This window comes from Stenotrophomonas sp. SORGH_AS_0282 (genome assembly GCF_030818125.1).
In the GTDB taxonomy this organism is placed as follows: domain Bacteria; phylum Pseudomonadota; class Gammaproteobacteria; order Xanthomonadales; family Xanthomonadaceae; genus Stenotrophomonas; species Stenotrophomonas rhizophila_A.
Map to the genome: position 1 here is coordinate 2,407,091 of NZ_JAUTAB010000001.1, position 14,532 is coordinate 2,421,622.

The following is a 14,532-nucleotide window of genomic DNA, read 5'->3' on the forward strand; positions in this document are numbered from 1 at the left end:
AATGTGGCATGAACGAATTCTCCGAACTGCCCCTGTCGGCCTCGCTGGCGGCGGGCATCGACGCGCTGGGCTATACCCAGATGACTCCCGTGCAGGCGCAGGCGCTGCCCGCCATCCTCGCCCGTCGCGACCTGATCGCCCAGGCGCCCACCGGCAGCGGCAAGACCGCCGCCTTCGGACTGGGGCTGCTGCAGGCGCTGGACCCGGCGGTGATCCGCGCGCAGGCGCTGGTGCTGTGCCCCACCCGCGAACTGGCCGACCAGGTCGGCAAGCAGATCCGCAAGCTGGCCACCGGCATTCCCAACCTCAAGCTGGTGGTGCTGACCGGTGGCATGCCGCTGGCGCCCCAGCTGGCGTCGCTGGAAGCACACGACCCGCACGTGGTGGTCGGCACACCCGGCCGCATCCAGGAACTGGGCCGCAAGCGCGCCCTGAAGCTGGGCGGGGTGACCACGCTGGTGCTGGACGAAGCCGACCGCATGCTCGACATGGGCTTTGAAGAACCGATCCGCGAAATCGCAGGGCGCACCAGCAAGGACCGCCAGACGCTGCTGTTCTCGGCCACCTACCCCGACGAGATCCGCGAGATCGCGCGCGTGCTGCTGCGCGATCCGGTGGAAGTGACCGTGGAAGGCGCCGACCACGCCCCGGCGATCCGCCACCTGTTCTGCGAAGTGGACCTGGCCAGCAAGCAGAAGGCGCTGGCCGGCCTGCTGCTGAAGTACACGCCGGAATCGACCGTGGTGTTCTGCAACACCCGCCGCGACGTGGATGACGTGGCCGTATCGCTGCAGCAGTTCGGCTTCTCCGCGTTGCCGCTGCATGGCGAAATGGAACAGCGCGACCGTGACGAAGTGCTGGTGCGCTTCGCCAACCGCAGCTGCAACGTGCTGGTGGCCAGCGACGTGGCCGCGCGCGGGCTGGACGTGCAGGACCTGGCGGCGGTGATCAATTACGAGCTGCCCACCGACATTGAAACCTACGAACACCGCGTGGGCCGCACCGGCCGCGCCGGCGCCACCGGGCTGGCGATCAGCCTGGTGACCCACCGCGAGCGCAACCGCGCCGACGCGCTGGAAGCGGCGCAGGGCAAGCCGTTGGACTGGCAGAAGACCCCGCTGGCCACCGCGCGCCCGGCGGTCCTGCCGCAAGCGGCGATGGAAACGCTGCGCATCGACGGCGGCAAGACCGACAAGCTGCGTCCCGGCGACATCCTGGGTGCATTGACCGGCGATGCCGGGCTGTCGGCCAAGGTGATCGGCAAGATCGACATCTACGCCACCCGTTCCTACGTGGCGATCGCCCGCGAACACGTGGGCAAGGCCATCGCCCGCCTGGAAGCGGGCAAGATCAAGGGCCGGCGTTTCCGCGTGCGGAAGATGTAATCAGTACACCAGGTTCGCGACCAGCGGCACATCGCTGGTCCAGCGTTCGCGGCCGCCGAGGCCAGCCAGTTCGACCAGCACGGCGGCGCCGAGCACCTCCACCTGCAGCTGCCTGGCCAGCGACAGCGCGGCCAGCAGCGTGCCGCCGGTGGCGAGCACGTCGTCCACGACCAGCACGCGCGCGCCCGGCGGCAATGCATCGGCATGCACTTCGATGCTGTCGGTGCGGTATTCCAGCGTGTAGTCCTGCTTCAGCGTGCGACCGGGCAGCTTGCCCGGCTTGCGCACGGGCACGAAGCCCACGCCCAGTACGCGGGCCATCGCCGCGCCGAGGATGAAGCCGCGCGACTCGATGCCCATCACCGCATCCAGCCGTGCCTCGCGCCACGGCGCGACCATCGCGTCGATGGCAGCGGCGAAATCATCGCCATCGGCCAGCAGCGGCATGATGTCCTTGAACAGGATGCCCGGCTTGGGGAAATCAGCGACGTCGCGCAGGCGGCTGGCCCATGCGGGCGTGGCGGGAAGATCGGTCATGGCGGGAGACAACGAATGGGTGGCATAGGGTAACCCGGCCTCATGAACTGCAGGACAGCATCGAGCAGCCGGCCTTGTTGCGCGCCCACTCCGGCCGCTTGGCCGCATAGTGTTCACGCCCGGGCTGGACCTCATACGGACGACGCAGCACCTCCTGCAGCGTGTGCACGCCACTGAGGTCGCCCTGCCCCGCCAGCTCGATGGCTTCCTGCGCCAGCCAGTTGCGCAGCACGTACAGCGGATTGGCCGCGGCCATGCGCTCCCGGCGCTGCACGGGGTCGAGGGCGTCTGCCTGCAGCCTGGCCGCATACCGCTGCAACCACTGCTGGAGCGCAGGCAGCACGGGGTCACGTCGTGCCTCGCTGTAGAACGCCTCTTCCAGTACGGCGAGCCGGGGCGCCTGCGGATCGAGGTCGATCAGGCCACGGAACGCGAGCGTCATGTCCATCTCGCCATCGTGCAGGAGGGTCAGCCAATCGGCCATCAATGCCAGGTCCGCATCCTGGCACTCGGCAAGGCCCAGCTTGGCGGCAATGTCGTCACGCTCGCAGCGCGCATGCACGGCCTGGAAACGCGCCAGGCCGTCGTGCAGCGGGGCCACGTCCTCGAACAGCGGCGACAGCGCCTGCGCCAGCCGGGTCAGGTTCCAGTACGCCACCTGCGGCTGGGTGCCGAAGCGGTAACGGCGACCCTGCGCATCGGTGGTGTTGGGGGTCCAGTCCGGATCGTAGTCGTCCACCCAGCCATATGGGCCGTAATCGATGGTGAGGCCGAGGATGGACAGGTTGTCGGTGTTCATCACCCCGTGCACGAAGCCGACCCGCATCCAGTGCGCCACCAGCACCGCCGTGCGCTCGCAGATCTGCGCGAACCAGGCGGCGTACCGTTGTTCGCCGGCATCGTCCAGTTCGGGAAAATCGCGCGCGATGCACAGGTCGACAAGCTGCCGCAGCAACGCCACGTCACCGCGCGACGCGGGCAGCTCGAAGCTGCCAAAGCGCAGGAACGAGGGCGCCACCCGGCACACCACCGCACCCGGTTCCGCTTCGGGATGGCCGTCGTAGAACATGTCGCGCACCACGCTGTCACCCGTGGCCACCAGGCTGAGCGCGCGCGTGGTCGGCACGCCCAGGTGATGCATCGCTTCGCTGCAGAGGAATTCGCGGATCGACGAGCGCAGCACGGCACGGCCGTCGGCGCCGCGCGAATACGGTGTGCGCCCTGCCCCCTTCAGCTGCAGCTCCCAGCGCGCACCCTCCGGCGCCAGCAGCTCGCCCAGTGAAATGGCACGGCCGTCGCCAAGCTGGCCGGCCCAGTGCCCGAACTGGTGCCCGCCATAGTTGGCGGCCCAGGGCTGCATGCCGTCATACAGGGCGTTGCCGCCGAACACGCGGGCAAAATCCGGGCTGTCCAGCAGATCCTGGCCCAGGCCCAACTGCTCCGCGAGTTCAGGCGAGTACGCCAGCAGCGTGGGCGCGGCTACCGGCGTGGGCATCACCGCCGACCACGCCGCGCCGCGTACCTCGCGCACGCGGGGGCCGGTTTCGTCGTCGCCGGGCAGATCCCGGATGAATCGGTTGTCGAAGCGCAGCGGTTCAGTGCTCATCACGACAAGGTGGGGGCACCGGCACGCCCCCGCAAGCTCAGGTCGCGCCCGCGCCCAGGTCGAGTGGGCCACCGCGCTCCACGGCACGCTGGAACGCGGGGCGCTGTGCGATCCGGGCCAGGAATGCCTGCAGCTTGGGGTAGCGCTCCATGCTGCCGGCGCGCGAGGCCGCGGCCTGGATCGGGAAGCTCATCTGGATGTCGGCGGCGGTGAAACGCTCACCCGCGAACCAGGGCGAGCTGGCCAGTTCGCGCTCCATCCAGTCCAGGTGCAGCTTCAACTGCGGGCCAACGAAGCCCTTCATCACCTTGTCGGCGATTCCGCGTGCGATGGGTTTGGCGAAGAACGGCATCGGTGCCTTGCGTACCCGCGCGAACACCAGGCTCATCAGCAATGGCGGCATCGCCGAGCCTTCGGCGTAATGCATCCAGTAGCGGTAGCGCACGCGCTCGGCGGCCTGCGCCGGCATAGGCTCCGGCGACAGCTGGCGGCCACTGTCGTAGCGGTCAGCGAGGTATTCCAGGATCGCGCCGGATTCGGCCAGGACCAGGGCATCGTCCTGCAGCACGGGCGATTTGCCCAGCGGATGGATGTCGCGCAGCGCCTGCGGCGCCAGCCAGGTTTTCGGGTCACGCTGGTAGGTAACCAGCTGGTACGGCAGGTTCAGCTCTTCAAGCATCCACAGCACGCGCTGTGAGCGCGAGTGGTCCAGATGGTGCACCTTGATCATCGGCAGGTCCGCAGGGGGGGCAAACGCCCATGCTACCCGCAATAAAAAACGCCGGAAGCTTTCGCTTCCGGCGTTCATTGGCACCTTGCGGTGGCAGGAGCCTATTAGGCGGCCTGCACCTGGTCAGCCTGCATGCCCTTCTGGCCCTGCACGGCGACGAAGGTCACCTTCTGGCCTTCCTGCAGCGACTTGAAGCCGGTGCCCTGGATGGCACGGAAGTGCACGAACAGGTCCGGGCCGCTTTCCGGGGTGATGAAGCCGAAGCCCTTGGCATCGTTGAACCACTTGACGGTACCGCTCTGACGATCAGACATGTAACTAACTCCTGAAACATAAGTTGAAATAATCGCGACCACCGGATTTCCGGAGCCGAGACTGAGTTGCAGGCGTTGGTAAAGCGGATCGATGAGCGGATCGTGAGATCAACCGCATCAGGCCACGATTCACGGTGACCCTAGCAAACACAGTGTGGGGGACGATACGCGTCTTTTACCGAAAAAGCGATAGCTGGGTTATTCAGCCACCTCCCCCCTCCCGCCTGACAGGACAAGGGATTGGGGAATCCTACACGAATTCCGACACCCTATTCATGTATTTACCGCCTTAATTTCAGCCAAACGGCAGGCCCAGCGGCCCTAAAGGTTCAGCCCGCTGCTGAACTGTCTGGACTCGCCGTTCAGCGGGTCCTCGAACGCGAGGGCCTTCGCCAGCAGTTGAAGCGCAGGTGCGGCAGCGCCCTGCCCGGCCGGGTTCAGTTCCGGATACAGGTCATCCCCGCAGATCGGCGCCCCGAGCGCAGCCATATGCACCCGCAGCTGGTGCTTGCGGCCGGTCTCCGGATGCAGGCGATAGCGCCAGAACGGGCCCGCCGCATCGATCACCTCGACCCGCGTCCGCGCATTCGGCTCGCCCGGGGCCTCGGTCATGCGGAAGAACGGCTCGCCCGGCACCAGCCGGCTGTGCCGCTCCAGCGGAAACGCCAGCCCGGGCAGTCCCGGCGCGAGGGCCTCATAGGTCTTCACGATGCGCCGCTCACGGAACAACCGCTGGTACGCATCGCGCGTCTCAGGGCGAGTAGAGAACAGCACCAGACCCGCCGTCAGCCGGTCCAGCCTATGCAACGGCACCAGGTCGGGATTGCCGGTCCGGGCCACCAGCCGCGCCAGCAGGGTCTGCTGCACGTACCCGCCGGCCGGGGTCACCGGCAGGAAATGCGGCTTGTCGGCCACCAGCAGGTGCGCGTCGACATGCACGATGGCCTCCTGGTGCGGAATCACCGGCTCGTCCGCCACCTCACGGAAGTAGTGGATCTCCAGCCCCACCTGCCAGGGGTGGTCGGCCGCCAGCGCCCTGCCCTGCGCATCGCGCACCCGGCCGCGGGCGAACCGGTCCTGCCATTGGCCACGGTCGATGCGCGGGAACCGCGCGCACAGCCCATCCAACAGGCAGCGCCAGTCGCCCGGGGGCAACTGCAGGCGGCTGGCGGCAACGTGGCCGGTAATCGGATCGGACGGGTGCATACCCCACGCATTATCATGGTGCTCTTTGTTTACGGTACCCCCATGGCCCTCACCGCCACCATCCGCAAGGCCGAACTGCAGATCAGCGACATGGATCGCGGCTACTACGCCACCCATAACCTGACCCTGGCTCAGCACCCGTCGGAAACCGATGAGCGCCTGATGGTGCGCATGCTGACCTTTGCCCTGAACGCCGACGAACGGCTGGAATTCGGTCGCGGACTGAGCGTGGACGACGAGCCGGACCTGTGGCGCCGGGACTACACCGGCGACATCGAGCTGTGGATCGACCTGGGCCAACCGGACGAATCCCGCCTGCGCAAGGCCAGTGGGCGTGCCCGCGCGGTGCAGCTGGTGATGTACGGGAGCAGCAACCTCACCGACACCTGGTGGAAGCGCAACAGCGCGGCATTGAACAAGCTGTCGTCGCTGGAGGTCATGGACCTGCCGGGCGACCTCGTCACCGAGCTTGGCGAGCAGATCGAGCGCACCATGCGCTGGGACGTGATGATCCAGGACGGCGAAGTGCGGCTGATCTCGGACAAGAAGGAACTGACCTTCACCCCGACCTGGCGCAAGCAGAAGCCGCAGGCCTGATCCAGCGCCGATGAGTACGATCCGCTGCGATGTCCTGGTGATCGGTGCCGGCGCTGCCGGGCTGATGTGCGCGCTCACCGCCGGCCGGCGCGGGCGCATGGTGCAGGTGATCGACCATGCCAACAAGGTCGGCAAGAAGATCCTGATGTCCGGCGGTGGCCGCTGCAACTTCACCAACACCGGCACCACCCCGGCCAACTTCCTCTCGGCCAACCCGCACTTCTGCAAGTCCGCGCTGGCGCGCTACACGCCATGGGACTTCATCGACATGGTCGAGCGGCACGGCATCGCCTACCACGAGAAGGAGCTGGGCCAGCTGTTCTGCGACATCTCGTCCAAGCAGATCGTGCGCATGTTGGTGGACGAATGCACGGCCGCCGGCGCGCAGATCCGGACCGACTGCGCGGTGGAGAAGGTCGAGCGCGGTGCGGACGGCTTCCACGTGCAGACCGCGCAGGGCCGCTTCCATGCCGCCTCGCTGGTGATCGCCACCGGCGGCCTGTCCATCCCCAGCCTGGGCGCCACCGGCTTCGGCTACGAGCTGGCCCGCCAATTCGGCCACGAGGTGCTGCCGACCCGCGCCGGGCTGGTGCCGCTGACCCTGAGCGGCAAGCACCAGGAGCGCTTCCATGACCTGAGCGGGGTCGCGCTGCCGATCGCGGCGCGCTGCAACGACGTGGAGTTCCGCAACTCGATGCTGATCACCCATCGCGGCATCAGCGGCCCGGCGATCCTGCAGATCTCCTCGTTCTGGCAACCGGGCGACGACCTGCGCCTGGACCTGCTTCCGGGACAGGATGCCGAAGACTGGCTGCGCACCATGAAACGCGACCGGGGCGCGGCCGAGCTGCGCACGGTATTGTCCGAGGTGCTGCCACGCCGGTTGGCGCTGCGCCTGTGCGAACACTGGCTGCCGGACCGCCCGGTGCGCCAGATCGACGAGCGCGAACTGCGCCAGGCCGCCGCCCTGCTGCAGGATTTCCCACTGGTGGCCAGCGGCACCGAAGGGTACCGTACCGCGGAGGTCACGCTGGGGGGCGTGGACACCCGCAAGGTGTCGTCCAGCACGTTCGAGTCGCAGCTGGTACCGGGTCTCCATTTCGTCGGCGAAGTACTGGATGTCACCGGCTGGCTGGGGGGATACAACTTCCAGTGGGCCTGGGCCAGCGGCCATGCCGCCGGCCAGGTTGTGTAGCGGCCCTTTCATTCCGTGATCGGCGCCCGCCGCCGGCATGGACGAAGTCACATGCATCGTGTATCAAGTTTGCAGTCCGGGGAGTAGTGAATGCAGAACGCGAATGACATCACCGTCCGCCTGCTGATCGTGGATGACAGCGGGGAGAACGCCGAAACCATCGTCAGCATGCTGCGCAACAGCGGCATTGCCGTGCGCCCGGCGCGCCCGCAGAACGCCGAGGAGCTGGGCCAGATCATCGGCGGCCAGCCGATCGACCTGGTGCTGGCTGCGCCCGCGCAGAGCATCCCGCTGCTGCAGGTGACCCAGCAGATCGCGGCCAGCGGCAAGGACATTCCGATGATCCTGCTGGCCGAGACCATCAACGAAACCGAATGGGTGGAAGCCAGTGCCAACGGCATCCGCGCGGTAGCCCTGCGCAGCCGCCCCGAGCACCTGCTGGCGGTGGTGCGCAACGAGTGGACCGACCTGCACGCGCGCCGTGGCCTGCGCCGCATCGAGGCGCAGATGCGCGAGACCGAGCGCCGCTGCGACGCGCTGATCTCTTCCTCGCGCGACCCGATCGCCTACGTCCATGAAGGCATGCACATCCGCGCCAACGAGGCGTACCTGGAGATGTTCGGGTTCGAATCGTTCGACGACGTGGAAGGCATCTCGCTGCTGGACATGGTCGCCCCGCAGCACGTGGACGGCTTCAAGCAGCTGCTCAAGTCGCTGAGCAAGGGCGAAGCGCCGCCGCCGCAGTACCAGGTGGACGCGCGCAACCAGGACGGGGCGGTGTTCGCGGCCACGATGGAATTCACCCCGGCCACCTATGAAGGCGAAAGCTGCCTGCAGGTGGTGTTCCGCCGCCGCATGGAATTCGACCCGGAGCTGGCCCGCGAGGTCGAGGACCTGCGCCAGCGCGACCAGGTCACCGGCCTGCTCAACCGCCAGACCTTCATGCTGCACGTGGAAAACGCGGTGGCCCAGGCCGGCCGCAGCGAGGGCCGGTTCGGGCTGCTGCTGATCGAACCGGACCACTACGCGCGCCTGCTGCCGGATATCGGGCTGGATTCGGCCGATGCCCTGATCGCAGCGCTGGCGCGGGTGCTGGCCGACACCGTCGGCGACACCGCGCAGCTGGCCCGCTTCGGCGAGCACAGCCTGGCGGTGCTGACCGAAGGGGCGTTCGCCCAGACCGAAGCACTGGCGGACCGGATCCGCGAGGCGTTCGCGGCGCAGGTGTTCAGCATCGGCGAGCGTTCGGCCACGGTCACGGTCAGCATTGGCGGTGTGCAGGTCGGCGAGAAGATCGCGAGCATCGGCCAGGTGCTGGCGCGCGCCACCGAATGCCAGCAGGCCGCATCGGAGCTGGGCAACACCAGCCGGATCTTCGATCCGGCGGCAGTGGACCGCGTGGAAGAAGAACGCATCCAGCGCTGGGTGGCCCGGATCAACGAGGCGCTGGCCGGCGACGGCTTCCAGCTGCATTACCAGCCGGTGCTCAACCTGGGCGGCGAACCGCTGGAGCTGTACGAGGCGTACCTGCGCCTGGACAACAATGGCGAGCTGCTCAGCCCAACCGCTTTCCTGGGCATTGCCGAGGAACATGGGCTACTGGCAGACATCAACCGTTGGGTGGTGGCGCATGCGATCAGCGTGCTGGGCGAGCGCGAGCGCGCGGGCCATGCCACGCACATGATGGTGAAGATCACGCCGGAGTCGTTCAACGACCCGCAGATGGTGGCCACCATCCGCCGCGAGCTGCAGGCGCACGGCGTACCGGGCGAGCGGCTGTGGCTGCATGCACCGGAAGCGAAGGTGTTCACCCACCTGCGCAACGCGCAGCAGTTCCTGGCCGACGTGGCGCCGCTGGGCTGCCGGATCGGCTTGGAGCAGTTCGGCTCGGGCCTGGATTCGTTCCAGCTGCTGGCACACTTCCAGCCGCAGTTCCTCAAGCTGGACCGCGACTTCACCAGCGACTTCGCCCGCACCCGCGAGAACAGCGAGAAGATCGCCGAAATCACCACGCGCGCGCAGGAAGCCAACATCCGCACGATCGCCGAGTTCGTCGCCGACAACGGCTCGATGAGCCTGCTGTTCAGCGCAGGCGTTGATTACGTGCAGGGTGAGTTCGTTGGGCCGGCTGCGCCAGTGATGAATTTTGATTTCGGGTGAGGTAGTGCGGTAAATCAAAACCGGCGGCCTGCGGTTTCACTGTGTTGGGCCGGCGGGGGTGGGTTTGCGGGACACGCCGTGAACCCATCCATGGGGGCTTGTAGAAAACATCCATGTTTTCTACAGTCCCGCAAACCCACCCCCGCCGACCCATTGACGGTTGGCTGGTGGCCAATGATGTAGAGCAACGCCCTGCGTCGCTGCTGCTGATCTTGATCTTGATGTTCCAACCGCACGTGGCCATCTGTCGGGGTCGGTTGGCGGGCAGCCCTCGTAGGGACTGTCAAAAACATGGATGTTTTTGCCAAGCCCCCATGGATGGGTTTACGGCGTGTCCCGTAGAGGGCTGCCCGCCAGCCGACCCACCCGCGGGGATCGAGACGCTGCTCTACGCGGAAGCCACAAACGAAAATGCCGCCCAGACCGGGCGGCATTTTGCTTTTCAGCTTTTCAGCAGACCAGACTCAGGTCAGATCAACCAGGTTCGGAATGACCACATCGGTAGCGACGTCCGCCTCGTAATCCACGCCGTCCACGCCGAACCCGAACAGGCGCAGGAAGTCGGCCTTGTAGCCGGCCAGGTCGCTGATCTCGTACAGGTTCTCGTTGGTGACCTGTGGCCACAGCGCCACCACTTCGGCCTGCACGTCCGGCGCCATTTCCTTGTAGTCCGCACGCAGGCGTCCGGCTTCGTCGACCAGCTCCACGGTGCGGCCATCGGCCAGCAGCTGGTGGCGCAGGCGCTCGACCGCCGCGCCGCTTTCCTTGCCGCCGTAGATGATGTCGTAGAGCGTGTCGAGCTGCTCGATGCAGCCCTCGTGCGTGCCGCGCTCCTTCATCACCTTGAACAGCAGCGACAGGTACAGCGGCATGGTCGGGATCGCCGAGCTGGCCTGGGTCACCACCGCCTTGAGCACAGACACGCGCGCGTCGCCGTTGATCGGCGCCAGCTTGGCGCGGATGCCCTGCACCTTCTGGTCCAGGTCCTTCTTGGCCGCTCCGATCGAACCGTTCCAGTAGATCGCCTGGGTGATCTCTTCGCCCACGTAGGTGAAGGCCGTGGTGGTGGCGCCGTCGGCCAGCACGCCGGCTTCCAGCAGCGCGTCGATCCACATCTGCCAGTCTTCGCCGCCCATCACCGCCACCGTGCCGGCGATCTCTTCCGGCGTGGCCGGCTCGATCGTGGTTTCGGTGATCACTTCCTTGTCCGTATCCAGTCCGCGCAGCGTGATCGGCGCGCCGATCGGCTTGAGCGTGGAACTGATCACTTCGCCGGTCTTCGGGTGCTTGCGGCGCGGCGCCGCCAGGCTGTACACCACCTGGTCGACCTGGCCCAGGTCCTGCTTGATCAGCTCGATGACCTTGGCCTTGACCTCGTCCGAGAACGCATCGCCGTTGACGCTGCGCGCGTACAGGCCCGCCTGCCCGGCGTACTTCTGGAACGCGGCCGAGTTGTACCAGCCTGCCGTACCCGGCTTGGTTTCGGTGCCCGGGCGTTCGAAGAACACGCCCAGCGTAGCCGCACCGCTGCCGAACGCGGCGGTGATGCGCGCGGCCAGGCCATAACCGGTGGACGCACCCAGCACCAGCACCCGCTTGGGACCGTTCGGCACCTTCGGCTGGGCCTGGATGTAATCGATCTGCTGCTTGACGGCTGCGTCGCAGCCGACCGGATGGGTGGTGACGCAGATGAAGCCGCGCACACGCGGTTTGATGACCATGATGACCTCGATGGGAATGGTGGGCCTCGGGAACGGCCGCACGCAACCCGGGAATCGTAGTGCGCACGGCCAGACAGCACAACCGACGCCCCGGTACGGTAGACATGAAAAAACCGCGCAGCGCGCGGTTTCTTCAGGTGCTACCGGAGTTGCCGGCCTGGGCCGGCAACCATTATGGCCGGCGTTCCAGGGCTTCGACGTCCTTGGCCTTGGGCAGCAGGTCCTGCTTGCTCACGCGCAGGAAGCCGATGGTCAGCATCGGCACGGCCACCAGGATCGAGGACAGCACCACGATCACCGCACCCACCATGTGGGTTTCGGCCAGGCCTTCCAGCGAGGCGCCGCCGTACATGTACAGGGCGAGTGCCGACAGGAAGAACATCACCGCGGTGATCACCGTACGCGACAGCGTCTGGTTGATCGAGCGGTTCAGCACTTCCAGCGGGTCGGCACGCAGGCTGCGGAAGTTTTCGCGGACGCGGTCGAACACCACGATGATGTCGTTGATCGCAAAGCCCATCACCGACAGCAGGCCGGCCAGCAGGTTCAGGTCGAACTCGCGGCCCATCAGCGACATGTAGGCCAGCGTCACCAGCAGGTCGAACAGCGCCACGATGCTCGCGGTGACCGCGAATTTCCATTCGAAGCGGAAGCCGATGTAGATCAGGAAGCCGGCCAGCATGAAGATCGTCGCGTACAGGCCGTTCAACGCCAGGTCCTTGCCGATCTGCGGGCCCACGAACTCGTTGCGCAGGATCGTGGCCGGGTTCTCGCTGGTGGTGATCGCCTTGAGGACCGCGTCACCGGTGGCCTTGTCTTCGGCGCTGGCCGCACCGGTACCCGGTGCATGTTCGCCGTGCGGGGCCAGGCGGATCAGCACGTCGGTGTTGCCACCGAAGCTCTGCACCTGGGTGCCCTCGAAGCCATTGGCTTCCAGGCGCGAGCGGACCTCCTCGACGTCCATCTGGCGATCGAAGCGCGCTTCGATCAGGGTGCCGCCGGTGAAGTCGAGCGCGAAGGTGAAGCCCTTGATGCCGATGATGGCAACCGAGGCCAGGAACAACGCGATCGTGACTGCCATGGCGACATGGCGCCAACGCATGAAGTCGATCTTGGTGTCGTTCGGGAGGATGTGCAGCGGAAACAGTTTCATTGTGCGTGTCGTCCCGTCAGATGGCCACGTTCTGGAGCTTCTTGCGACGGCCGTAGATCAGCGTCGCAAGTGCGCGCGATACGGTGATCGCGGTGAACATCGAGGCGAAGATACCGATGATCATCGTCAGGGCGAAGCCCTTCAGCGGACCGGTGCCGAAGGCGAACAGCGCCACACCGACGATCAGGCCGGTCAGGTTGGCGTCGAGGATGGTGCCGCTGGCGCGTTCATAACCGGTCACGATCGCGGTCTTGCCCGGCATGCCCGCACGCAGTTCCTCGCGGATGCGCTCGTTGATCAGCACGTTGGCGTCGACCGACAGGCCCACCGACAACGCCAGGCCGGCGAAGCCCGGCAGGGTCATGGTGGCACCGAACAACGACATCACCGCCACCACGATCAGCAGGTTGAACAGCATCGCCACCGAGGTGATCAGGCCAAACATGCGGTAGTAGATGGTGAAGAAGACCAGGGTGAACATGAAGGCGTAAACCACCGCGGTGATGCCGCGCTCCACGTTCTCCGCACCCAGGCTCGGGCCGACCACGCGCTCTTCCACGAAGTCCATCGGCGCGGCCAGCGAGCCGGACTTCAGCAGCTTGGCCAGGTCTTCCGATTCCTTCTTCTCCAGGCCGGTGGTCTGGAAGTTCTTGCCGAACACGCCGTTGATGTTGGCCACCGAGATCACTTCCTCGTTGACGCGGAAGCTGCGCACTTCCTTGCCATCAACCATGGTCACGGTCGGCACGCGCTCGGTGTACACCACCGCCATCGGCTTGCCGACATTGGCACTGGTGAAATCGAACATGCGCTGGCCGCCGACGCTGTTGAGCGTCACGCTCACCGACGGGGTGCCGGTGGTGGCGTCGTTGACCGCCTGCGCGGCCACCATCTGGTCACCGGTCACGATCACGCGCTTGTTCAGCAGGATCGGGACGCCGCTGTCGCGACGCTTGTAGACCTTGGCTTCCGGAGGAATGCGGCCGGTGTCGATGGCGTCCTGCGCGTTGCCATCGACCACTGCGCGGTACTCCAGCGTTGCGGTCGCGCCGATCATGCGCTTGGCTTCGGCGGTGTCCTGCACGCCCGGCAGCTGCACGACCACGCGGTCGGCACCCTGGCGCTGGATGATCGGTTCGGCCACGCCCAGCTGGTTGACGCGGTTGCGCAGCGTGTTGATGTTCTGCTCGATCGCACCGTTGGTGATCTGGCTCAGCTCGGCGTCCGGCACGGTCACCGTCAGGCGCTTGCCCGACACGTCATAACCGAGGGTCGGCTGTGCCTTTACCAGCGCCAGCCGTGCACGCTCGGCGGCGGCATCGTCGGTCGACGGGCTCAGCGTGGCGACGATCGAATTGTCCGGGCGGCGCTCCACCGACTGGAACGGAACGCGCGCTTCGCGCAGCGTGCCGCGCACGTCTTCGGCGTAGGCATCCATGCGCTTGTCGATGGCCGCCTTCTGGTCCACCTGCAGCACGAAGTGCACGCCACCCTGCAGGTCCAGGCCCAGCACCATCGGGCGACCGCCCAGGCGCTGCAGCCAGTCCGGCACGGTCGAGGCCAGGTTCAGGGCCACCGTGTAGTTCTCGCCCACGCTGTCGCGCAGCCTGGCGCTGGCCGCCGCCTGCGCCTGCAGGTCCGGCAGGCGCACGATCAGGCTCTCGCCTTCCTTGTCCGCGCCGATGGTGTTGATCCCGGCCTGCTTCAGGTCGGCCAGCACGCGGGTGCGAAGGGCGTCATCGACCTGGCCGCCACGGTTGGCGGTGATCTGGACGGCGGGGTCCTTCTGGTAGATGTTGGGCAGCGCGTACAGCGCGCTGAGCGCCAGTACGATCAGGATGACGACGTACTTCCAGCGTGGAAATTCAAGCATTGCCAGGTTCCTGCGCGGCGCCAGTCCCGGCGCCGCGGTTGTGCTTCGGAAAGGG

General features: G+C 66.7%; 12 protein-coding genes. 4 read left to right on the plus strand and 8 right to left on the minus strand.

Going from position 1 to position 14,532, the window contains the following annotated elements:
- Nucleotides 1-8: 8 nt before the first annotated feature.
- A complete protein-coding gene (dbpA, locus tag QE395_RS10635; RefSeq protein ID WP_068851234.1) occupies nt 9-1,385 on the plus strand; it encodes an ATP-dependent RNA helicase DbpA in 1,377 nt (458 codons plus the stop codon).
- On the opposite strand, the gene QE395_RS10640 is transcribed toward dbpA, so the two are convergent.
- The 5 genes from QE395_RS10640 to QE395_RS10660 all read right to left on the minus strand — a co-directional run bounded on the left by QE395_RS10640 (nt 1,386) and on the right by QE395_RS10660 (nt 5,778).
- Nucleotides 1,386-1,922, minus strand: coding sequence for an adenine phosphoribosyltransferase (locus QE395_RS10640; protein WP_306988987.1), 537 nt, complete (start codon nt 1,920-1,922; stop codon nt 1,386-1,388). It abuts the gene before it with no gap.
- Nucleotides 1,923-1,962: 40 nt separating this feature from the next.
- Complete coding sequence (locus QE395_RS10645; protein WP_306988989.1) at nt 1,963-3,528, minus strand: protein adenylyltransferase SelO; 1,566 nt, start codon at nt 3,526-3,528, stop codon at nt 1,963-1,965.
- A 37-nt stretch (nt 3,529-3,565) separates the two neighbouring features.
- Nucleotides 3,566-4,258 carry a glutathione S-transferase gene (locus tag QE395_RS10650; protein ID WP_306988991.1) on the minus strand — a complete coding sequence of 231 codons (693 nt, stop codon included), beginning with the start codon at nt 4,256-4,258 and terminating at the stop codon, nt 3,566-3,568.
- 104 nt (nt 4,259-4,362) lie between these two features.
- A complete protein-coding gene (locus QE395_RS10655; protein ID WP_068851222.1) occupies nt 4,363-4,572 on the minus strand; it encodes a cold-shock protein in 210 nt (69 codons plus the stop codon).
- A gap of 321 nt (nt 4,573-4,893) precedes the next feature.
- Complete coding sequence (locus QE395_RS10660) at nt 4,894-5,778, minus strand: pseudouridine synthase (protein ID WP_306988993.1); 885 nt, start codon at nt 5,776-5,778, stop codon at nt 4,894-4,896.
- Between the two features lie 42 nt (nt 5,779-5,820).
- Here QE395_RS10660 and QE395_RS10665 point away from each other — a divergent pair, with 42 nt between their 5' ends.
- The 3 genes from QE395_RS10665 (at nt 5,821) to QE395_RS10675 (ending at nt 9,730) form a co-directional block, all read left to right on the plus strand.
- Nucleotides 5,821-6,375 carry a YaeQ family protein gene (locus QE395_RS10665; protein WP_093534369.1) on the plus strand — a complete coding sequence of 185 codons (555 nt, stop codon included), beginning with the start codon at nt 5,821-5,823 and terminating at the stop codon, nt 6,373-6,375.
- A gap of 10 nt (nt 6,376-6,385) precedes the next feature.
- Nucleotides 6,386-7,570 (plus strand): NAD(P)/FAD-dependent oxidoreductase, encoded by a 1,185-nt coding sequence (locus QE395_RS10670; RefSeq protein WP_306988995.1) that lies wholly within the window; start codon nt 6,386-6,388, stop codon nt 7,568-7,570.
- A 90-nt stretch (nt 7,571-7,660) separates the two neighbouring features.
- The gene (locus QE395_RS10675; protein WP_306988997.1) at nt 7,661-9,730 is read left to right on the plus strand and encodes an EAL domain-containing protein; all 2,070 of its coding nucleotides are present in this window, start codon (nt 7,661-7,663) and stop codon (nt 9,728-9,730) included.
- Between the two features lie 464 nt (nt 9,731-10,194).
- Here QE395_RS10675 and fabV read toward each other — a convergent pair whose 3' ends face one another.
- From fabV to secD, 3 genes are all read right to left on the minus strand, one after another.
- On the minus strand, nt 10,195-11,451 hold the full coding sequence (fabV, locus tag QE395_RS10680) for an enoyl-ACP reductase FabV (protein WP_306988999.1): 1,257 nt from the start codon (nt 11,449-11,451) through the stop codon (nt 10,195-10,197).
- A gap of 172 nt (nt 11,452-11,623) precedes the next feature.
- Nucleotides 11,624-12,604, minus strand: a complete 981-nt coding sequence (gene secF, locus QE395_RS10685) for a protein translocase subunit SecF (RefSeq protein WP_068851203.1) — start codon at nt 12,602-12,604, stop codon at nt 11,624-11,626.
- A 16-nt stretch (nt 12,605-12,620) separates the two neighbouring features.
- Nucleotides 12,621-14,477, minus strand: coding sequence for a protein translocase subunit SecD (gene secD / locus QE395_RS10690; RefSeq protein ID WP_306989002.1), 1,857 nt, complete (start codon nt 14,475-14,477; stop codon nt 12,621-12,623).
- Between the last annotated feature and the right edge of the window lie 55 nt (nt 14,478-14,532).

Excerpts from the sequence above, each read along its gene's own strand:
- QE395_RS10665 (WP_093534369.1), top strand. The coding sequence starts at position 5,821 with ATGGCCCTCACCGCCACCATCCGCAAGGCCGAACTGCAGATCAGCGAC.
- QE395_RS10660 (WP_306988993.1), bottom strand. The coding sequence starts at position 5,778 with ATGCACCCGTCCGATCCGATTACCGGCCACGTTGCCGCCAGCCGCCTG.
- QE395_RS10655 (WP_068851222.1), bottom strand. The coding sequence starts at position 4,572 with ATGTCTGATCGTCAGAGCGGTACCGTCAAGTGGTTCAACGATGCCAAG.
- QE395_RS10650 (WP_306988991.1), bottom strand. The coding sequence starts at position 4,258 with ATGATCAAGGTGCACCATCTGGACCACTCGCGCTCACAGCGCGTGCTG.
- fabV (WP_306988999.1), bottom strand. The coding sequence starts at position 11,451 with ATGGTCATCAAACCGCGTGTGCGCGGCTTCATCTGCGTCACCACCCAT.
- QE395_RS10670 (WP_306988995.1), top strand. The coding sequence starts at position 6,386 with ATGAGTACGATCCGCTGCGATGTCCTGGTGATCGGTGCCGGCGCTGCC.
- QE395_RS10640 (WP_306988987.1), bottom strand. The coding sequence starts at position 1,922 with ATGACCGATCTTCCCGCCACGCCCGCATGGGCCAGCCGCCTGCGCGAC.
- secF (WP_068851203.1), bottom strand. The coding sequence starts at position 12,604 with ATGAAACTGTTTCCGCTGCACATCCTCCCGAACGACACCAAGATCGAC.
- QE395_RS10675 (WP_306988997.1), top strand. The coding sequence starts at position 7,661 with ATGCAGAACGCGAATGACATCACCGTCCGCCTGCTGATCGTGGATGAC.
- dbpA (WP_068851234.1), top strand. The coding sequence starts at position 9 with ATGAACGAATTCTCCGAACTGCCCCTGTCGGCCTCGCTGGCGGCGGGC.
- secD (WP_306989002.1), bottom strand. The coding sequence starts at position 14,477 with ATGCTTGAATTTCCACGCTGGAAGTACGTCGTCATCCTGATCGTACTG.
- QE395_RS10645 (WP_306988989.1), bottom strand. The coding sequence starts at position 3,528 with ATGAGCACTGAACCGCTGCGCTTCGACAACCGATTCATCCGGGATCTG.